The organism is Actinoplanes sp. NBRC 103695 (genome assembly GCF_030269485.1).
GTDB lineage: Bacteria > Actinomycetota > Actinomycetes > Mycobacteriales > Micromonosporaceae > Actinoplanes.
The window spans coordinates 72,266-91,934 of record NZ_BSTL01000030.1 but is presented as its reverse complement, the minus strand read 5'-3'; the positions used below and the strand labels follow the sequence as shown (position 1 = coordinate 91,934).

Below are 19,669 nucleotides of genomic sequence, written 5' to 3'. Positions count from 1 at the left end.
TTCGAGGTGAAGGTCCGGCGAAGTTCGCACCGCCCTGGCCTTCGTCGGTGCCGTCCTTGCCGCCGGCGCTTTCGCTGAGTGTGGGGGCAGGGGCTGCGGCCGGAGCATGACCTGCCCGCGGCGCCCAGAACCGGATGGTCACGCCATCGTCGCGCCCGGAGGGGTGGCCGCGCTGATGTGGTCCTGGGCCGCCGTCATGTCAGGCGCTGATCCACTCCGTGGCCAGCCGCTGCCCGGACACGTGGCACTCGATGCGGACCGGGCCGGTCCGCGACGACGGGAAGGAGAAACACCCGACCTCGTCGGCGGTGGTCTCGGCAACCGGGCCGCTCGCGTCCAGCAGCCACACCTTGCCCGGCTCCGGCGGGATCAGCTGGCCCTCGATGCCCGCGTCGCTGACCTCGATCTCCACCCGCAGGTCGCCGAGGGCGAAGACCAGGTTGCGCGGGGCGCCGGACAGCGGGCCGCGGACGGCCGCGACCCCGTCCAGCCGGGAGTCGTAGAGCAGCGAGGCCAGGGCCTTGTCCAGGTCGGTCACGTGGTAGGCGAACACCAGCCGACCCGCCGCCAAGATCTGCTGCTCGAGCGGCTCCGGGCGTACCGCGTCGGCGATGTCGCGCATCAGCTCGTCGTCGTCGCTCCAGTTACGCCAGGGCATCACGGTCACCTTCCCATCTGTGCGGAACGATCCGCCTCGAGATATGCCCGCACCGCGTCCGTGTCACGCAGTTTGGCGAGCACCCTGCTGCGGGTCGGCCCGATGCTGCCGATCGGGATGCCGAGAATCTGGCTGATCTCCGAGTACGCGTACGGCGGATCGGCGGCCAGCATGACCAGCAGCTCACGTTGCTGAGGGGCCAGCTGGCCGAGACCGTCGAGCAGCACCTGCCGGCGTTCCACGGCAAGCAGCATCTCGTCGATCTCCGGCTCGGCGGACCGGTCCTCCTTCATGGTCATCGGGTCCACGGCGACACTCCGCCCGTTGACCCGCAGGTACCGCTCGCACTCGTGGCGCGTCGTGGTCGCCAGCCAGCCCGGTAGGGCGGCCGGTTCCCGGATCTGTCCGAGGTGTTCGACCAGGCGCAGCCAGACCAACTGGCTGACGTCCTGGGTGTCCGACGGGGACAGCCGGTAGTGCCGGATGACGAAGCCGACCAGGCCGGCGAAGCGTCTGACCAGCTCGTTCCACGCGTCCTCGTCACGATCGATGCTCGCCTTGACCAGCTCGGGTAGTTCCCAGTCGGCCATGTCCGATGCCATGTCGTCCCCGCTCTGCCGCGACGTGGACCGGACGGCCCCCCAGCCGTCCGATCCATCACTTGGTCCGGAGCCGTGCACGGGATCAACCGAGCCCCTGCAGGATCCGCATCGCCTTGCCATATCCGGCGATCGCCTTGCCGAAGTGGTCCAGTTTGTCCACGGCCGCGCGGGGCTCCAGGCCCTCCTCCTGGCAGATCCGCGCGATCGCACCGGCGATCTGGGGCGCCGCGAACGACGTCCCGCTCCAGAATGCCCACGCATCCGCCTCGAAGGAGTCGGGCGAAGGGTCGAAAACCGGCGACTCGACGCCACTCACGTAGGTGGACCGGATGCCCTCGGCCACCGCGGAGAAGCGGACCTTGTCGCCGTAGGACGACCAGGGCGCCGGGGTGAGGTACGCCGTCAGCCCGGCAACCGACTCGACGCCGTCCAGGTCGGCGGGCCACACCTTGGCCTCGTCGCCGTGGTTGCCGGCGGCCGCGACGATCACGGTGCGGCCCTCGGTCTCGGCCAGGACCTTGGCGACGGCGGCCGCGGTGGCCGGTGGCGGCTGGTCGTCGACGGTACGCACGCCGAGCGACAGGTTGATGATCTGCGCGCCGTCCTCATGGGCCGCGAGGATCGCCTCGGCGATGTCGTAGTCGGTGGCGAAGCCGTCGGTGTCCGCCGCGCGGTACATGCTCAGCGCGGCGCCGGGCGCCACCCGCGCGATGATGCCCGCCACGAACGTGCCGTGACCGGCCTGGTAGTCGAGCAGCCCGTCCGGCCCGGCCGGCAGGATGTCGAGCACGTCGATGTTGTCGTCGCGGCGCTCGATCGTGTTGAGCCAGCCGTCGCCGCGCTGCTGGCGCGGGATGCCGGTGTCGATGACCGCGACCTTGATCGGCGCGTGGCCGGGCTCGCTGGGCAGAGTAGCGGGCCCGGCCGCGCGGTCAGCGGCCGGCGGCGCGGCCGTTTCGGGGCCGCCGGTCAGGGTGCCCAGCCCGGCGGTCGCCTGGCCGGGCGCCGGGGGCGGGGGCGGCGGGGGTGTCGGCTCGGGACCGCCGACGCCCTTGCCCACCGCGGCCATCGTGGCCAGGTAGTTGGGGAACGCGGCGACCTTGGCCGCCTCGCCCGCGGAGAAGACCCGGTCGAGATCGGTCGGCGCCGCGGCCGGCCGGCGGACCAGCACGTTGCGCGCGCGCCCGGTGCCGTCGCTCGCCGACTCGAAGTCGGTGAACAGCGATTTCGCGTCGTCGGCGGCCCACGCGTCGGACGGGAGGACCACCTCGCCGCGGGCCCGCAGGCTGACCGTGCCGTCGCGGCGGCCGCGGAACTCGACCTGCGGCCGGGCCTGATCGCCGCAGCGCCGGCCGATCAGGATGCCGAGGAGACGCTGGTCGGCGCCGCTGGTGCCGGCGCCGAGCTGGCCGGTCTGCTGCCCCAGGATCGCCCGGAGCCGGGCCGTGTCCTCCGGCCCGTAGGATTCGGGATAGTCCCCCTCAAACGCGTAGCCCAGGCGGTCTTGCTCGAATCTCATGGGTATCCCCGGTTCCCTCACACGGCGGAAGAAGGTCTCTTGGCAGGAGTAGAGACGCCAGTCGACCTCGTGATACACGCCAGGCGTGTCCATGAGGGAATAATTTCGGATCCCCGCCGGTACGGTCCGGTCGCCGCCGATCTGGTGCGGCAGGCTCGGCGGTCGGGTCCACCGGCCGCACTGGCGCTCGCCCTCCGCGCGCAGGCCTGGGGACGCCGCGCGCAGTTCGCCGCCGCGGAGGCGAAACGCCTGCTCGACGAGGCTGCGACAGTGGCCCGGCGGCATCGGCTGGAGCACGTTCTGGCCGAGGTTCTGATGACCCGCTCGGTGGTCAATCAGGAACTCGGCAACATGGCCGGCGCGTCTCGTGATCTCGATCACGCCCGGCCGATAGTCGGTCCCGACGAGGCCGTCGAGCTCGCCTTCCAGCGGGCGGTGCTCGACCAGAACCTCGGCCGGCTGGGCCCGGCGGCCGAGGCGTACCGGGAACTGCTGGCCGGTGACGGGTTGTCCGCCCGGCTGCGAGTGGTGGCCGGCAACAACCTGGCGATGATCGAGTCGCAGCACGGCCGGCACGGCGACGCGTTGCGGCTGCTGGCGGACGCCGGTCAGGCCGCGCCCGGCGTCGGGCCGGCGCACGTGGCCATGGTCAGCGAGACGCAGGCCTGGGTGACCGTGCACGCCGGCCGGCTGAGCGAGGGCATCCGGCTCTTCGACGAGGCGGCCCGAGCGCACGAGGCCGCCGGGCTGCCGCTCGGCGAGCACTTCATCGAGTACGCCGACGCGCTCATCGACCTGCGCCTGATCCCCGAGGCGGCGGGCGCCGCGCAGGCCGCCGCCGACGAGTTCCGCCAGCACGGGGTGCCGCTGATGGGCGCCGAGGCGGAGCTGCGCGTGGCCCAGCTCGCGCTGCTCGCCGGTGACCCGGAACGGGCCGAGGCGGCGGCGCAGGCGGCGGCGCGCAGCTTCGACCGGCAGGGCCGGCGGGCGTGGACGGCGCGGGCGGCGCTGGTGCGGGTCGAGGCGCGATTACAGGCCGGCACGGCCGCCGGCGGCGACCTGCGCGATGCGCGGCGGGTCTGCCGGACCTTGGAGCAGCAGGGCACGTGGGCGTACGCGGTGGACGCCTATGTGATCGCCGGCCGGGTGGCCGCGCACCTGGGCCGCCGCGACGACGCGGTCGGGCTGTGGGAACGGGCCGCCGAACTGGCCCGCAGGAGCCCGGTGCTGGTGCGGATGCGTGGGAGCGTGGCCGGGGCGAACGCCGCCGCCCTGCAGGCGGACGATGCCGGCGTACTCGCGTACTGCAGAAAGGGTCTCTCCGATCTGGCCCGGCACCGCACCGCGCTGCCGTCGGTGGAGCTGCGCGTGCTCGCCTCCGGGCACGGCGCGGAGCTGGGGCAGCTGGGTCTCGAGGTGATGGTCCGCGGTGGCTCGGCGCCGCGCGCGCTGGACTGGATGGAACGCACCCGGGCGGCCGCGCTGCTGGCCGTGGAGCCACCCGGCGGCGCCGACGGTGGCGACCTGGCCGAGCTGCGCGGTCTGCACGCCGAGCTGGAGAGCCTGACCACCGACGGCGATCGGCGGGTGACCGCGCCGGAGCCGCTGCTCGCGAAGCAGAAGACCGTCGAGGACCGGATCCGCCGGGCGAGCTGGCGGCAGCGGGCCGGCGCGCAGGCGGTGACCACCACGATCAAGCCGGCGCAGCTGCGGTCCGACCTGGACGGCCGGGTGCTGGTCGAGTTCGCGAACCTCAAGGGCGACCTGGTGGCGGTGGTGGTCGAGCCGCGGAGCAGCAGGCTGGTCCAGCTCGGACCGGTGTCGGCGGTGCTGAGCCAGATGCGCACGCTCTTCTTCGCCCTGCGCCGGATGACCCAGGAGTTGCCCGCGACGTCGCTGGCCGCGGCCCGGCTCAGCGCCGACTCCCGGGTGTCGCGGCTGCGCGCGATGCTGCTCGCGCCGCTCGGCCTGCCGGACGACGCCGAGCTGGTCGTCGTGCCCGTCGGCCACCTGCACGGCATCCCGTGGTCGGCGTTGTGGGACCGGCCGGTGTCGCTGGCGCCGTCGGCCGGGATGTGGGCGCGGACGGCCGCCACGTCCCGCGCGAACGGCCTGACGGTGCTGGTCGAGGGGCCGAGCCTGCCCGGCGCGACCACCGAGGTGCTGCGGCTGCGGGAGCTGTACCCGTCGGCCACCGCGCTGAGCCCGCCGGAGAGCACGTCCGCCGAGGTGCTGCGCCTGCTGGACGGCGCGGCGCTGGTTCACCTGGCCTGCCACGGCTGGCTGCGCGCGGACAATCCGCACTTCTCCTCGCTGGTGCTCAGCGACGGCCCGCTGACCGTGCAGGAGCTGCACACCAGCGGGGTCGCGCCGCACCGGCTGGTGCTCGCGTCCTGCCAGTCCGGCGCCGACGTGGCGTACGCGGGCGACGAGGTGGTCGGCTTCATCAGCTCGCTGCTGGCCCGCGGCACCGGGGGCGTGGTGGCCAGCGTCGCCGCGGTGCCCGACGTGGCCGCCGTCGACCTGATGTACGCCCTGCACGAGCAGCTCGCCGGCGGGCAGACGCTGGCTCGCGCCCTGCATGCCGCCCGCTCCGACCTGGACCGTGACGACCCCGCCAACTACGTCAACTGGTGCACTTTCAGCGCCTACGGAGCGGCCTGATCACGCTGCGAAGTCGATGTATCAGGGCCGACAGTCGGGTCTCTGACTCTGCGTGGATGTCGGACTGGAGCACGACAAGCACAACGGATCAGGGCACCGGCGGCAGGCCGCCGTGCTCTTCGCAGACCTGACCGGTTTCACCACGCTGGTCGAGACGGTCGAACCGGAGATCGTGTACCAAGTGGTGAGGCCGCTGATGGATGACCTGGTGGCAATCGCGAGACGGCACGGCGGGGAGATTCAGCAGGTTCTCGGCGACGGCTTCATGTGCGTCTTCGGCCTGCGGGAGACGATCGGTGACGAGGCGGACCGCGCGGTCCGGGCGGGGCTGGCACTGGTTGCCGCCGGCGGCAGCCGCTCGGTGCGTCCGTCGGTGCACGCGGGGGTCGAGTGGGGCGAGGTCTTCGTGACCCCGTCCTGGCCGCCCGCGGGGTACGGCGTGTGGGGACGCGCCGTCAACCTCGCGCAGCGGCTGTGCAGCCTGGCCGGTCCGGGCGAGTTGCAGATCGGCCCGGGGGCGTACGCGATGGCCGGGCGCGGCACGGGCGGGATCCCGACCGGGCCGGCCGTCCTCAAGGGCATCCGGATGCCGGTGCTGAGTCACCGGGTGCCGGCCGCCGCCGGTGCCGCGACCGGCGGTTACAAGCTGGTCTGATAGGCCAGGACGCCTCGGTTGACCGCGGTGATCGCCTTCCGGGCGGCGCCGCGGACACCCTCGGACGCGGCGGGCGCGTCGCGGAGCTGGGTGAGCAGGTCGAGCACCTGCCTCGCCCAGCGGACGAAGTCACCGGCGGGCATCTCCGAGTCGTAACTGGTGGAGCCGCTGGCCAGCACCCGGGCCAGCGGCTCGCCGTTGGCCCAGCGGTAGATCGGCCAGACGAAACCGGCGTCCGGCTCGCGGGTCAGCGACAGGCCGTGGTCGGACTCGTCGGACTCGATGTCGGCCCACAGCTTGGCGCACGCGTCGACCGCGGCCATGATCGGTCCCTTGGGGACGGACGCCCGTTCGTCGCCCTCGCGGCGCGACTCGTAGAGCACCATGGACACCGCGGCGGCGAGTTCCTCGGGGGCCAGGCCGTCCCAGATGCCGCGGCGCAGGCACTCGGCGACGAGCAGGTCGGCCTCGGTCCAGATCCAGCCGAGCATGCGGCCGGCCTCGGTCACCCCGCCGTCGGGGGTGAGGTAACCGCGGGCCGCCAGGATCGCGCAGACCTGGTCGAACGTCCGCGCCAGCGAGCCGGTGCGACCGGCCACCTTGGAGCGCAGCGCGTCGGTGTCGCGTTCCAGCCGGTGCCGCCGCTCGGCCCAGCGGGCGTGGTCCTCCCGCTCCGGGCAGGCGTGGCAGGGGTGCTGCCGCAGCTGGATCTTGAGCAGGGCCACCTCGGCGTCCTCGCCGCCGGTCGGCGACTTGCCGCGCTTGCGCCGGGTGTCGCCGTGCCGGTCCAGGCCGGTGGTGCCGATCAGGGCGGCCAGGTCTCGCCGGGCGCCCGGCGAGCGCGGGTTGAAGTGCCGCGGCACCCGGATGCGTTCCAGCACCTCGATCTCGCCGCTGAAGTCGGCGCCGCTGACCCGGCCGGCCCAGCGGTCCTGGGTGACCACCAGCGGACGCGGCTCGCCCAGGCCACCGGCGCCCGGGTCGACGACCACGGCCAGGCCGGCCCGGCGGCCCTGCTGCACCCGGATCACGTCGCCGATGCGGAGCCGCTGCAGCGAGGACGCCACGGCCGCGCGGCGCTGGGCGTTGCCCTGGCGGGCCATCGCCTTCTCCCGGTCGGCGATCGCCACCCGCAGCGCGAAGTACTCCTCGAAGTCGCCGTGGTGGCAGGAGACGTCCTTGTCGTACGACTCGATCGTCTCCTGGTTGCGCTGCACCTGCCGGGCCAGCCCGACCACCGAGCGGTCCGCCTGGAACTGGGCGAACGACGACTCCAGCAGGTCCCGGGACGCCTCCGCGCCGACCGAGCCGACCAGGTTGACGGCCATGTTGTACGACGGCCGGAACGACGACCGCAGCGGATAGGTGCGGGTGGACGCCAGCCCGGCGACGTGCCGGGGGTCCACATCGGGGTTCCACAGCACCACCGCGTGGCCCTCGATGTCGATGCCACGCCGCCCGGCCCGGCCGGTGAGCTGTGTGTACTCCCCCGGGGTCAGGTCGACGTGCGCCTCGCCGTTGAACTTGACCAGCCGTTCCAGCACCACGCAGCGGGCCGGCATGTTGATGCCCAGCGCCAGCGTCTCGGTGGCGAACACCGCCTTGACCAGGCCGCGGACGAAGCACTCCTCGACCGCCTCCTTGAAGGCCGGCAGCATGCCCGCGTGGTGCGCGGCGACCCCGCGCTCGAGCCCGTCCAGCCACTCCCAGTAGCCCAGGACGGTCAGGTCCTCCCCCGGGATGCTGGCGACCTTGGCCTGCGCGATCCGGCGGATCTCGGCCCGCTCGTCGGCGCCGGTCAGGCGCAGCCCGGCGGCCAGGCACTGCTGCACGGCGGCGTCGCACCCGGCCCGGCTGAAGATGAACACGATGGCCGGGAGCAGCCCGGCGCGGTCCAGCCGGTCGATCACCTCGGCCCGGGGCGGCGGGGTCCAGCGGCGGGGCCGGCCGCGCGGACCGGCGGCCCGGTCGGTGAGCTCCAGCCGCCGCTGCATCTCCCGCGAGTACCGCAGGAGCTCGGGATGCACGTCGTGTTTGCGGGCGGCGTCGGCGTCGTGGAAAAGGTCGAACATCCGCTTGCCGACGAGCACGTGCTGCCACAACGGGACCGGGCGGTGCTCACTGACGATGACCCGGGTCTCACCGCGAACCGTGACGAGCCAGTCGGCGAACTCCTCGTAGTTGCTGACCGTCGCGGACAGCGACACGAGGTTGACGGACGGGGAGAGGTGGATGATGACCTCTTCCCAGACCGCGCCGCGGAACCGGTCGGCGAGGTAGTGCACCTCGTCCATCACCACGTAGGCCAGCCCGTCGAGGCTGGACGAGCCCGAGTAGAGCATGTTGCGCAGCACCTCGGTGGTCATCACCACCACGGGCGCGTCGCCGTTGATCGCGTTGTCGCCGGTGAGCAGGCCGACCCGCTCGGCGCCGTAGCGCTGCACCAGGTCGTGGTATTTCTGGTTGGACAGCGCCTTGATGGGCGTGGTGTAGAAGCATTTGCGCCCGCCGTCGCGCAGCGCCAGGTGCACGGCGAACTCACCGACCACCGTCTTGCCGGCGCCGGTCGGCGCGCACACCAGCACGCCGCTGCCCTGCTCCAGGCCCTCGCACGCCTCGCGCTGGAAGTCGTCCAGATCGAAGCCGACGTCCACCATGAAGTCGTCCAGCGCGGGGAACTCGGCCACCCGGGCCGCCCGCCGTCTCGACTCCGCGTAACGCTCGGCGGGACTAGTCATGACCACCAGAGTAGGTCGTGAGTGTGACAGGTTGCGATCCCGGCGGTTGCCGACGGGAGTGTCGGAGGCACTCGGTATCGTGCGGGGCGTGCCGGATACTGAGCATCGTCCCGTTGATGCCGTGCTCTTCGACTTCCACGGCACGCTCGCCCAGGTCGAGGACCCGGTCGCCTGGGTGGTCGCCGCGGCCGCGGCATGCGGCGCGGCACTGGACCGGGGGCGCGCGACCGTGCTGGCCGACCGTCTGGTCACCGCGGGCCGGGCCGGTGGCCCGCTGCCCTACCGGGTGCCGCCCCATCTGGCCGAGCACTGGGCCGACCGCGACCTGTACGAGCACAGTCACCGCGCCGCCTACACCGGCCTGGCGGCGACCGTGGCGACGGACGTCGAGGGCCTGGCCGACGCCCTGTACGACCGCCTGCTCGGCCCCGAGGGCTGGCTGCCCTATCCGGACACCGAGCCGACGCTGCGCACCCTGCACGACGCCGGCATCCGGGTCGGTGTGGTCAGCAACATCGGCTTCGACATCCGCCCGCACTTCGCCGCCTGGGGCCTGGAGTCGCTGGTCGACGCGTTCGCGCTGTCCTACGAGGTCGGCCGCTGCAAGCCCGACCCGGCCATCTTCCTGCGCGCCTGCGGGATGCTCGGCGCTGATCCGGAGCGGACGCTGATGGTCGGTGACACCCCGGCTGACGCGGGCGCGGTCAAGGCGGGTTGCGCCGCGCTGGTCCTCCCGGCGGCCGAGCCCGGCCGGGTCAACGGACTCGGCGCGACCCTCGCCCTGGCCCACGTCTGAACGCGTCGCGCCGCCGGGTCCCGCCGGACGCGTGTGCGAGCCGTCCGGCGCGGGTGCCCCCCTCACGGCCGGTCGCGCCCTTTCGCTGGGCGCCCCGCGAGCCCAACGCATCCCGTGGGACAACACGCCCACCGAGAACGCAATCGGCAGGACGCGTCTAGCGGAGCAGTTTCAGCGCTCCGGGGACGCAGGTGACGGTGATCGGCAGGGGCCCGGTGCGCTCGCCGTCGGCGTACCCCACGATGTCGTCCGCGTGGATCCGCACCTCGCGCGCGCGATAGGTGGTCACCAGCGGGTCTGTGACGTGCGTGCCCTTGATCAGGCGGGGCCGCAGGCGGGCCAGCTTGAACCGGCTCATCGGCGCGGCGACCACCACGTCGAGCAGCCCGTCCGTCGGGTCGGCGCCGGGCAGGATGCGCATCCCGCCGCCGTAGCTCTCGCACACGCCGATCGCGACCAGCACGCCCTCGAAGCCGCGGTCCACGCCGTCCAGTTCCAGCGCGTACACCCGGGGGCGCAACCGGGCCATCTCCAGCGCGATCGCGACGTCGTAGCGCCGCGGCCCTCGCGGCCAGCGCATCCGGTTGGCGCGCTCGTTGACGATGGCGTCGAAGCCCGCCGCCAGCACCGCGCCGAACCAGCGCACCTCGCCGTCCGTTCCGGTGATCTTGGCAAGGTCGATGCGGTGGTCCCGGCCGTCGGTCAGTGCGGCCGCGATCGACTCGGCCGCCGTCAGAGGAGCCAGGGGTACGCCCGTGCCGGACGCGAAGTCGTTGCCGGTGCCGGCGGGCACCACCCCGAACGGCACGTCCCGCCCGGCCACGGCCTGCAGCGCCTGGTGCACCGTCCCGTCGCCGCCCACCGCGACCAGCGCGGCCACGCCCTCGGCCACGGCCCGATGGCACGCCTTCTCGGCCTCCTCGGCGTTGGCGGCGTCCAGCATCTCCACCACCAGCCCGGTGGTGCCGAGCCGCTCGACCACGCCGGGAATGAGTCCGCGGTGCCGGCCGCGCCCCGCGGAGGGGTTGGCCAGCACCGCGATCGTGTTGGTTGTCACAGCGGGAGAGGTTACCGGTCAGGTCATGTCGTCGAAACGGCGCTCCAGCGGCAGTGGCTTGGCCACCGGCTCCGGAGTCTCGAGGGCGGTGGCGCCGTCGACCCGCCCCATCGCGCCGACCGGCTCGCGGTCGTCCTCGATCGGCGAGATCTCGTCGTCGTCCAGCCCGGCGTAGATCTCCTTGCCCCGGCCCTTGCGCCGGTCGTTGAGGAACGCCACACCGACCGCGGCCAGGTAGAGCACGACCATGCACAGCGCCAGCAGCGTCATGCCGAACGGGCCCGGGTCGGGCGTCGCGATCGCCGAGAAGCCGAAGGACAGGAACACCACGATCCGCCACCAGCTCAGCAGCCGGCGCGCGCTGACCACACCGGTGAAGTTGAGCATGAGCAGGATCAGCGGGAACTCGAAGGCCGCCCCGAAGATCAGGATCATGCTGGTCACGAAGCCGATGTAGGCGCTGACCTCGAGTTGGGTGGTGTCGCCGATGACACCGGCCTCCATGATGAACGGGAGGCTGTGCTGGATGACGAAGTAGGCCAGCACGGCGCCGCCGATGAACAGCGGCGCGGCGATCGCCACGAAGATGTAGGCCCACTTGCGCTCGTGCTTGTGCAGGCCCGGGGCGATGAACGCCCACAGCTGGAAGAGCCAGACCGGGGCGCCGACGATGAGGCCGACCCACAGCGCGATCTTCAGCCGCAGGACGAGACCGTCGGTGGCGCCCAGCACGACGAAACGGCACTTGCCGTCGATCCACGAGCTCTCCAGGCCGCAGTACGGCCCCTCGAGGATGTGGAACACCCACTGGGAGATGATGAAGCCGACGATCAGGCCGGCAACGATGCCCAGCGCCGCCCAGAACAGGCGGTTACGGAGCTCCCGGACGTGCTCGATCAGCGTCATGGAGCCGTCGGCGGCCTGCTCGAACTTGGTCGGCCCCTGACGGCGCAGGGAGATGGCCACGGCTGATCAGCGGTCGTTCGTGCGCTGCACCGGGTCCACGTACGGCTGCTGCGCCTGTGCCGGACCCTGGCCGTTGCGCTGCGGGTTGTGGATCTCGGTGGGGTGCAGCGGCTCACGGCTGTGCTGCGGCTCCGCCTTCTCCGCGGTGTCGTTGTTGTCGTCCACCAGGCCCTTGGTCTCGGCCTTGATGATTCGCAACGACCGGCCCAGCGAGCGCGCGGCGTCCGGCAGTCGCTTCGCGCCGAAGAGCAGCACGAGGACGACGACGAAGACGATGATGTGCCATGGCTTGAGGGCACCCATGGAGAACTCCAGTCGGTCGGATCATGACAGGGGTGGTGCGGGGTCCATCGTACGTGGGGTTTCGGCGATGTAACCCGTCGCGGTAGCTGTGTATTGGCAGTGTGCCGGTGAAGTTCCGGACAACTCAGGACTAACGCCGCTTCATCGACGTTTCGCGCCGGGGAGCCAGGCGTGCTTGCCGGTCGGCTCGCCGTGCCCCGCCTTGATCAGGGCCAACCGCTCCTGCATCGTGCCGGTCCGCTGTTCCAGGCCCAGCAACGTCTGCTGCAACTGCTCCGCGTTGGTCTGCAGGGTCGTCGCCTCGGCCTGGCGGCGCTGCAGACGCTCGCCCGCCCGGCGCAGGTCGGCCAGCTTGCCGAGCAGCGGGAACGCGACCACGGCAAGGATGACCAGGCCGAGGACGCCCGCGCCGATGAGTATCCAGGTCATCACGGTGACGACCCTACCGGTCCGGGGTCGCGTACTGGTCGAGGGCCGTGGTCGCCTGCGCGCGGATCCGCTCCAGCAGTTCCGGCGGTCCGGTCACGGTCACGTCCGGCCCGACGCTGCTGAGCAGCCGCTGCGCCCAGCCCAGGTCGGTCACCCGCATGCTGACCAGCCACTCGTCGCCGTCCGGCCGCACCGACTCGACCGGGTAGTACTCGGTGATCCACCGGCTGCCCCGGCCCACCCGCAGCGTCACCAGCGGCAACTCAGGCCCCGGGTGGAACACGCCGTCGCTGACGTCGGCCGGGGTCGCCTCGGCCGGCGGGCGGGCCGCCTCGTCCAGCTCCGACCAGGCGTCGATCCGGTCGATCCGGAACATCCGGGTGGCCTCGGCGCGCCGGCACCACGCCTCCAGGTACGCCTTGCCGCCGACCATCAGCATCCGCATCGGGTCGACCGTGCGCTCGGTGGTCTCGTCCCGCGTCGCGGTGTAGTAGGTCAGGTGCAGGGCGTGGCCACGGTCGACCGCCGCGCGGATCCGGTCCAGCCGCTCGGCGTTGGCCGGGAGGCGCACCGACACCGGCGCGTCGGCCAGGTCGCCCGCGGCGCTCTCGATCTTGGCCAGGGCGCGCTCGATCACGTCGCGGTTACCCGTACCCGGCGTCTCGGCCAGCATCCGCAACGCGACGACCAGCGCGAGCGCCTCGTCCTGGGTGAGGCGCAGCGGCCGGTCGATGCCCGCGTCGTAGGTGATCGTCACGCGGTCGCCGTCGAGGACCATGTCGATCAGGTCGCCGGGGCCGTACCCGGGCAGCCCGCACACCCAGAGCAGCTCCAGGTCGGCGCGCAGCTGCTGCTCGGTGATGCCCAGCCCGGCGGCCGCGTCGGCCACCGCGATCCCCGGCCGGGCCAGCAGGTAGGGCACCAGGTTGAGCAGGCGGCCCAGACGGTCGGCGGAGGCCTTCGGCGGCGCCCCGCGCTGCTGCGGCATCACGTCGCCGCCACGTTCTCGTGCCGGGCGACGATCTCCTTGAGCTGCTGGATGACCGCCTCGCGCAGCTCCGGCGGGCCGTCCGCGCGCACGTCGGCGCCGTAGCCGACCAGCGTCGCGGCCAGCCGGTCCGGGTCCGAGTACGGAATCGTCAGCACATCGCCGTCGGCGCCCGCGGTGGAGTCGACCGCCCAGCGCCGCAGGCCCGCCGCCCGGCCCGGCCGGACCGTCACGGTGGCCCGCCCGTTGTGCGCCACCGGGCCCGACCAGCGGGAGACGTGCTCGATCAGGTCCTCGTTCGCCGGCGGCTGGTACGCGCCCGCGCGGCCGGTGAGACGCACGTTGCCGACGATGCGGGAGAGCCGGAAGCTGCGCGAGGCCTTGCGGTCCCGGTCGTGGCCCACCACGTACCACCGGCCCTGCCAGCACACCACGCCCCACGGCTCCACCCGCCGGACCGCCGGTTCGTCGCGCTCGGGCACCCGGTAGGAGAAGGACACCGCCCGCCGCTCCCGCGCGGCCGTGGTCAGCGGGCCGAACGCCGGGTCCACCGTCACCACCGGCTCCACGCCCAGCGTGGCCTGCGGGTCCACCTCGACGCCCGCGGCCCGCAGCTTGGCCAGGCCGGACGACGCGGCGGCGGCCAGACCGGCATGCTGCCACAGCCGGGCGGCGATGCCCACCGCGGCGGCCTCGTCCGGTTCCAGCAGGATGTCCGGCAGCGCGTACTCCCGGTGGGCGATCCGGTAGCCGAGCTCGTCGTCGAACGCGTTCGGCCGGGCCATCTCCAGCGGAACGCCCAGGTCGCGCAGCTCGGCCTTGTCCCGCTCGAACTTGCGCTGGAAGGCCTCGTGGTCCTTCGGGTCCTCCGGGTCGTGCTCGTAGCCGGGGACGGTCGCGGCGATCTGCGCGGCGGTCAGGAACCGTCGCGTGGACAACAGGCAGATCACCAGGTTCACCAGGCGCTCGGTGCGGGTCCGCGACACGACCGAAACGCTAGCAGCCCGGCGGCCCCACGGTTATCCGGCGACACCGTGGGGAAGGAGATCGGGTGCCGACCAGTGATACCGCCCCCGTCGGCCTGGCCGGCGCCGCCGCACCCGCCGAGGTGGCCGGGACCGAGATCGACGCCGCCTCCGACGAGGCCGAGAGCCGCCTGTGCCGGCGCTACCCAGAGATCCGCTACGTCTTCCTCGACCCGACGCGCGGCACGGCCGGACGCAACCACCGCGACGGCGGGACCGACCTATAAAGTCCCGACCCATGGTGCGCTGGCGGTCCGGGACGGTTCTTGCTCTCCGCCGCTCGTGGCGCGGCGCGAGCGAGCTGACGGTGCGCACCGGCGACGGCGAGGTGCGCGCGCTGGCCTACCCCGACCTGGTCGGCCGGCCCGAGGTGGGAGACCGGGTGCTGCTCAATGTGGGCGCGCTGGTGATGGGTCTCGGCACCGGCGGGTACGCCCTGGTCGTCGCGATCCCCGACCGCCTGCCCCCGGATCCCGCCGACGCGGGCACCGACCGCGACGCGGGCCACCTGGTCAAGGCCCGCTACACCCCGCTGCAGCCGATCCTGCTCGGCGTGGACGAGGAGGCCTCCCCGCACCGGGACACCATGGTCGCCGCCGACTCGCTCGACGGCATGCCGGTCGTCACGGCCGATCTCCACTCGGCGCTGCCCGCCGTCCTGGCCGGCATCCACGCCGACCGTCCGGCGGCCCGGGTCGCCTACGTCATGCTCGACGGCGGCGCCCTCCCCGCCTGGTTCTCCCGCACCCTCGACGGCCTGGCGGGCACGCTGGCCGGCACGGTCACCACCGGCCAGTCGTTCGGCGGCACCCTCGAGGCCAGCACGGTGCACACCGGCCTGCTGGCGGCACGGCACGTCCTGGGCGCCGACGTCGCGATCGTCGCCCAAGGCCCGGGAAACCTCGGCACCGGTACGCCCTGGGGCTTCTCCGGCGTGGCGGTCGGCGAGGCGATCAACGCCGTGGCAGTCCTCGGTGGCCACCCGATCGGCTCCGTCCGCTTCTCCTCCGGCGACGGCCGGGCACGCCACCAGGGCATCTCGCACCACTCCCTGACGGCGTACGGAAAAGTGGCCCTCGCCCCCGCCGACCTGGTGCTCCCCGCCGGCCTCCCGGCCACCCCGCCGAGTCTCCCCCCGCACCGCGTCGTCGAGGTACCCACCGACGGCCTCGAGGCGGCGCTGCGTGCCTCACCGGTGCCACTGTCGACCATGGGCCGCTCCTACGACCAGGACCCGTGGTATTTCCTCGCCGCCGCGGCCGCCGGCCGGCATGCGGGGACGTGCATCCGCTGAGCGGTAACCCGGCTTGATCTGATATCGACACAAGCCGATATTGAGGTATGGACACCGTGGTTCCGGCGCATCGCCGCCGCGCCGTCGTAGCCAGCACGGTCGGCACCACCATCGAGTGGTACGACTTCTTCCTCTACAACACGGCCGCCTCGCTGATCTTTCCGGCCCTGTTCTTCCCCAACCACGCCGCGTTCACCGGCATCCTGCTGTCCTTCGGCACCCAGTTCGTCGGCTTCGTGGCACGCCCGGTGGGCGCGGCGATCTTCGGCCACTACGGCGACCGCATCGGCCGCAAGGCCACCCTGATCGCGACGCTGGTGCTGATGGGCGCCACCACCACGCTGATCGGCCTGCTCCCGACCTACCAGACCATCGGGTACGCGGCGCCGATCCTGCTCGTCCTGCTGAGGATCGGCCAGGGCATCGGCGTGGGCGGCGAATGGGGCGGCTCGGTGCTCCTGTCGATGGAGTGGGGCACCCCCGGCCGCCGCGGTTTCTTCGCCAGCTGGCCGCAGGTGGGCGTACCCCTGGGCCTGGTCACCTCGACCGGCGTGGTGCGCCTGACCAGCGACTGGACGGGCCCCAGCTTCGACAGCTGGGGCTGGCGCATCCCGTTCCTGCTGAGTGTCGTCCTGATCGGCATCGGCCTGTACGTCCGCCTGCGCGTGCTGGAGAGCCCCGAGTTCACGTCGGTCGTCGACACCGGCAAGGTCGCCCGCCGCCCCTTGCTGAAGGTGATCCGCACCGAGTGGCGCACCATCCTCGGCTCAGCGCTGGTCCGGCTGGGCGAGCAGGCCCCGTTCTACCTGTTCACCAGCTTCATCCTCACGTACGGCACGAAGCAGCTGGGCCTGAACCGGGACGGCCTGCTGGACGACATCCTGATAGCCGCCACGGTGGGCCTGGTCACGGTGCCGTTGTTCGGCCACCTGTCCGACCGCTTCGGCCGAAGACGCGTCTACGGCGCCGGAATCATCCTGACCGGAGCCTTCGCGTTCCCCTATTTCGGCCTGCTCGACACCAAGGCGACGGGCCTGATCCTGCTGGCCGTGGTCCTGTCCCTGGTCTTCCACGACATGCAGTACGGCCCCCAGGCAGCCCTGATAGCCGAACGTTTCGGAACAAGCCTCCGCTATTCCGGCGCCGGCCTCGGCTACCAGCTGGCGTCGGTGATAGCCGGCGGCCCGGCCCCCCTGATAGCCACCAAGATCCTCCAGGAGACGGGCTCCAGCACCGGGATCAGCTGGTACATCATCGGCTGCTGCGCGCTAGGCCTGGTCGCCCTGATCTTCATCCTCCCCCGGGCCACCCGGCCGAGGCCCGAGTAGATCCCACCGATTCCCGGCCACGTCCAGAAAGACCGCCACCTGCCCGTAGGCCTCCACCCGAGGCTCGGTCACAAAGACCACCCCACGCTCCACCATGCGCCGGTACGCCGCGCCGAAGTCCTCCACCCGCAGAAAGAACCCGACCCGACCCGCCACCTGATTGCCGACCGCCCCCCGCTGACGCGCATCGGCCCGAGCAAGCAGAATCCCGGTCCGAGCTCCGGGCGGCCGCACCACAACCCACCGCTTGGCCCGCCCGTCATTGGTCAGCGACGGCGAGTCCTCCACGAGCTCGAACCCGAGCACCCCCACAAAGAAGTCCACCGCCGGCCCATATTCATCCACCACAAGCGCCACGAGCTCCAAATGCACCCCGCACCCTAAACACCCCCAACGCCCAGCACACGCGACGACCACCCGGCCGGCGAGCAGACGCGGCGCGAACGACCAGCCCGGACGAGCGGCCCGACGCGCGAACGGCCCGGACGAGCGGCGCGGGCAGACGCGCGCGGGCAGGCGCAGCGCGGCGCGGGGCGGGGCGGGGTGCGCGGGTCGGGCAGGCGCGGGTGCGCGGGGCGAGCGGGCGCGGCGCCGGGCGAGCGGGCGCGGCACAGGGCGAGCGGGCGCGGCACAGGGCGATGCGGGCGCGGCACAGGGCGATGCGGGGCGATCACGGGCAGGGCACGCGGCCGATCGGCCGAGCAGGCGATCGCAATCGGAGTCGAGACCCGGATGAGGCCCAACAACGATCCGACCCCGACCCGGAGCCGTAGGCCCTCGCCAACTCCCCAAGCAGGACCACAACAGGTCTGGGGCGGGGATTGCCCACTGAGACATCAAGCTTGACGGGCTCAGTGGGCAATCCCCGCCCCAGACCCCCACAGTGACCAGACTCAGAGCCGGGCGGAAGGCACGAAGACCACAATCGTCCGTAACCCCAGCCGCCGGCAAACAACCCGGAACAGATGCAAGGAGAGAAAGTTACGAAGTAACGATCAGATACAGCCACCCCGCGAGAATGACCCCGAGAACCGCAGCCATGACCCAGGTAGGGACGCGATGCCCCCCAGCCCGATTGCGCTGGATCTCGGCCCGGATCCGCTCACGCCGACGCGAGACCCGCGCCCACATGACGTCCTCGATGGTCCGCTCACGCTTGCCGGAGGAGGAAGGGCCGGAAGCGGAGGGGCCGGTGGAGGAAGGCTGGTCGGAGGACATGATCCGACCAGCCTAGCGAACCTCTCACATGCTGGCGATGAGCCGCTCGACCCGTTCGTCGTACGCCCGGAAGGGGTCCTTGCAGAGCACCGTGCGCTGCGCCTGGTCGTTCAGCTTGAGATGCACCCAGTCGACGGTGAAGTCGCGCCGCTTCTCCTGCGCGTGCCGGATGAACTCGCCCCGGAGGCGGGCCCGGGTGGTCTGCGGCGGCGTCTCCTTGGCCTCGAAGATCTCGAGATCGTTGGAGATCCGGTCGACCTGCTTCCGCTTCTCCATCAACGCGTACAGTCCTCGCCCGCGGCGCACGTCGTGGTAGGCCAGGTCGAGCTGCGCGATGCGCGGGTGTGACATCGGGATCTGGTGCTTGGCCTGGTACCGCTCGATGAGCTTGAGCTTGGAGACCCAGTCGATCTCGCGGGCGACCGGGTCGAGGTCGCCGTTCTCGATGGCGTTCAGGACCCGTCCCCAGAGTTCGACGACCCGCTTGGCGGTCTGGTCGCCGCCGCGCCGCTCGACGAACTCGGTGGCCTTGGCGAGGTATTCCTGCTGGATCTCGAGGGCGCTGACCTCTTTGTTGTTGGCCAGCCGGATCTTGCGGCGGCCGGTGACGTCGTGGCTGACCTCGCGGATGGCCCGGATCGGGTTTTCCAGGCTGAGGTCGCGCATCACCACGCCGGCTTCGATCATGCGCAGGACGAGGTCCGCGCTGCCGACCTTGAGCAGCGTGGTGACCTCGTTCATGTTGGAGTCGCCGACGATGACGTGCAGGCGCCGGTAGCGTTCGGCGTCGGCGTGCGGCTCGTCGCGGGTGTTGATGATCGGCCGGCTGCGGGTGGTGGCGCTGGAGACGCCCTCCCAGATGTGCTCGGCTCGCTGGGACAGGCAGAAGACGGCGCCTCGCGGTGTCTGCAGCACCTTGCCGGCGCCGCAGATCAGCTGGCGGGTGACGAGGAACGGGATGAGCACGTCGGCGAGCCGGCCGAATTCGCCGTGCCGGCTGACGAGGTAGTTCTCGTGGCAGCCGTACGAGTTCCCGGCCGAGTCGGTGTTGTTCTTGAAGAGGTAGATCTCGCCGGCGATGCCCTCGTCGTGCAGGCGTTTCTCGGCGTCGACGAGGAGCCCCTCGAGGATGCGTTCGCCGGCTCGGTCGTGGGCGACGAGGTCGGTGACCGAGTCGCATTCGGGTGTCGCGTACTCGGGGTGGGAACCGACGTCCAAGTAGAGGCGTGCGCCGTTGCGGAGGAACACGTTGCTGCTGCGTCCCCAGGACACCACGCGGCGGAACAGGTATCGAGCCACCTCGTCGGGCGAGAGCCGCCTCTGCCCCCGGTACGTGCAGGTGACGCCGTACTCCGTCTCCAGGCCGAAAATTCGCCGTTCCATGTCGAAACACTAGCCGTCCCGGACCCGTGATTGGCAGTCACCACTC

At 72.1% G+C, this 19,669-nt stretch carries 17 protein-coding genes and 1 pseudogene; 6 read left to right on the top strand and 12 right to left on the bottom strand.

Annotation, left to right across the window (positions count from 1 at the left end; translation table 11 throughout):
- Positions 1–199: 199 nt before the first annotated feature.
- From QSK31_RS39175 to QSK31_RS39165, 3 genes are all read right to left on the bottom strand, one after another.
- The gene (locus QSK31_RS39175) at positions 200–658 is read right to left on the bottom strand and encodes a hypothetical protein (RefSeq protein ID WP_285689787.1); all 459 of its coding nucleotides are present in this window, start codon (positions 656–658) and stop codon (positions 200–202) included.
- 5 nt (positions 659–663) lie between these two features.
- Positions 664–1,260, bottom strand: a complete 597-nt coding sequence (locus QSK31_RS39170; protein ID WP_285689786.1) for an RNA polymerase sigma factor — start codon at positions 1,258–1,260, stop codon at positions 664–666.
- A gap of 82 nt (positions 1,261–1,342) precedes the next feature.
- Positions 1,343–2,779, bottom strand: a complete 1,437-nt coding sequence (locus QSK31_RS39165) for a S8 family peptidase (protein ID WP_285689785.1) — start codon at positions 2,777–2,779, stop codon at positions 1,343–1,345.
- 144 nt (positions 2,780–2,923) lie between these two features.
- On the opposite strand from QSK31_RS39165, the gene QSK31_RS39160 reads away from it, so the two are divergent.
- A complete protein-coding gene (locus QSK31_RS39160) occupies positions 2,924–5,443 on the top strand; it encodes a CHAT domain-containing protein (protein WP_285689784.1) in 2,520 nt (839 codons plus the stop codon).
- Between the two features lie 52 nt (positions 5,444–5,495).
- Positions 5,496–6,098, top strand: coding sequence for an adenylate/guanylate cyclase domain-containing protein (locus QSK31_RS39155; RefSeq protein WP_285689783.1), 603 nt, complete (start codon positions 5,496–5,498; stop codon positions 6,096–6,098).
- On the opposite strand, the gene QSK31_RS39150 is transcribed toward QSK31_RS39155, so the two are convergent.
- Positions 6,083–8,836, bottom strand: a complete 2,754-nt coding sequence (locus tag QSK31_RS39150) for a DEAD/DEAH box helicase (protein WP_285689782.1) — start codon at positions 8,834–8,836, stop codon at positions 6,083–6,085. The two genes, QSK31_RS39155 and QSK31_RS39150, sit on opposite strands and share 16 nt — an antisense overlap.
- A 76-nt stretch (positions 8,837–8,912) precedes the next feature.
- On the opposite strand from QSK31_RS39150, the gene QSK31_RS39145 reads away from it, so the two are divergent.
- Positions 8,913–9,632, top strand: a complete 720-nt coding sequence (locus QSK31_RS39145; RefSeq protein ID WP_502873078.1) for an HAD family hydrolase — start codon at positions 8,913–8,915, stop codon at positions 9,630–9,632.
- 157 nt (positions 9,633–9,789) lie between these two features.
- Here QSK31_RS39145 and QSK31_RS39140 read toward each other — a convergent pair whose 3' ends face one another.
- From QSK31_RS39140 to QSK31_RS39115, 6 genes and pseudogenes are all read right to left on the bottom strand, one after another.
- The gene (locus QSK31_RS39140) at positions 9,790–10,689 is read right to left on the bottom strand and encodes a diacylglycerol kinase (protein WP_285689778.1); all 900 of its coding nucleotides are present in this window, start codon (positions 10,687–10,689) and stop codon (positions 9,790–9,792) included.
- 18 nt (positions 10,690–10,707) lie between these two features.
- Entirely contained in the window at positions 10,708–11,655 is a 948-nt protein-coding gene (tatC, locus tag QSK31_RS39135) for a twin-arginine translocase subunit TatC (protein ID WP_285689776.1), read from the bottom strand.
- Positions 11,656–11,760: 105 nt separating this feature from the next.
- Positions 11,761–11,958: pseudogene (gene tatA, locus QSK31_RS39130) on the bottom strand (Sec-independent protein translocase subunit TatA); the annotation flags it as partial.
- Between the two features lie 141 nt (positions 11,959–12,099).
- A complete protein-coding gene (locus QSK31_RS39125; protein ID WP_285689774.1) occupies positions 12,100–12,387 on the bottom strand; it encodes a hypothetical protein in 288 nt (95 codons plus the stop codon).
- Between the two features lie 13 nt (positions 12,388–12,400).
- Positions 12,401–13,375, bottom strand: coding sequence for a helix-turn-helix transcriptional regulator (locus QSK31_RS39120; RefSeq protein ID WP_285689772.1), 975 nt, complete (start codon positions 13,373–13,375; stop codon positions 12,401–12,403).
- On the bottom strand, positions 13,375–14,361 hold the full coding sequence (locus tag QSK31_RS39115) for a helix-turn-helix transcriptional regulator (RefSeq protein WP_285689771.1): 987 nt from the start codon (positions 14,359–14,361) through the stop codon (positions 13,375–13,377). Before QSK31_RS39115 ends, QSK31_RS39120 begins: the two co-directional genes overlap by 1 nt.
- Before the next feature lie 65 nt (positions 14,362–14,426).
- Between QSK31_RS39115 and QSK31_RS39110 the strand changes: the two genes are divergently transcribed.
- The 3 genes from QSK31_RS39110 to QSK31_RS39100 are packed head-to-tail and all read left to right on the top strand — an operon-like array spanning position 14,427 to position 17,022.
- On the top strand, positions 14,427–14,627 hold the full coding sequence (locus tag QSK31_RS39110) for a hypothetical protein (protein ID WP_285689770.1): 201 nt from the start codon (positions 14,427–14,429) through the stop codon (positions 14,625–14,627).
- Between the two features lie 11 nt (positions 14,628–14,638).
- Positions 14,639–15,694 (top strand): DUF3866 family protein, encoded by a 1,056-nt coding sequence (locus tag QSK31_RS39105; protein WP_285689769.1) that lies wholly within the window; start codon positions 14,639–14,641, stop codon positions 15,692–15,694.
- A gap of 47 nt (positions 15,695–15,741) precedes the next feature.
- The gene (locus QSK31_RS39100; protein ID WP_285689768.1) at positions 15,742–17,022 is read left to right on the top strand and encodes an MFS transporter; all 1,281 of its coding nucleotides are present in this window, start codon (positions 15,742–15,744) and stop codon (positions 17,020–17,022) included.
- On the opposite strand, the gene QSK31_RS39095 is transcribed toward QSK31_RS39100, so the two are convergent.
- Both QSK31_RS39095 and pafA read right to left on the bottom strand, forming a co-directional pair.
- Positions 16,963–17,394: a VOC family protein gene (locus tag QSK31_RS39095; protein ID WP_285689766.1), complete on the bottom strand. Its 432-nt coding sequence runs from the start codon at positions 17,392–17,394 to the stop codon at positions 16,963–16,965. The genes QSK31_RS39100 and QSK31_RS39095 overlap by 60 nt on opposite strands.
- 870 nt (positions 17,395–18,264) lie before the next feature.
- Positions 18,265–19,623, bottom strand: coding sequence for a Pup--protein ligase (gene pafA / locus QSK31_RS39090; protein ID WP_285689765.1), 1,359 nt, complete (start codon positions 19,621–19,623; stop codon positions 18,265–18,267).
- Positions 19,624–19,669 lie beyond the last annotated feature (46 nt).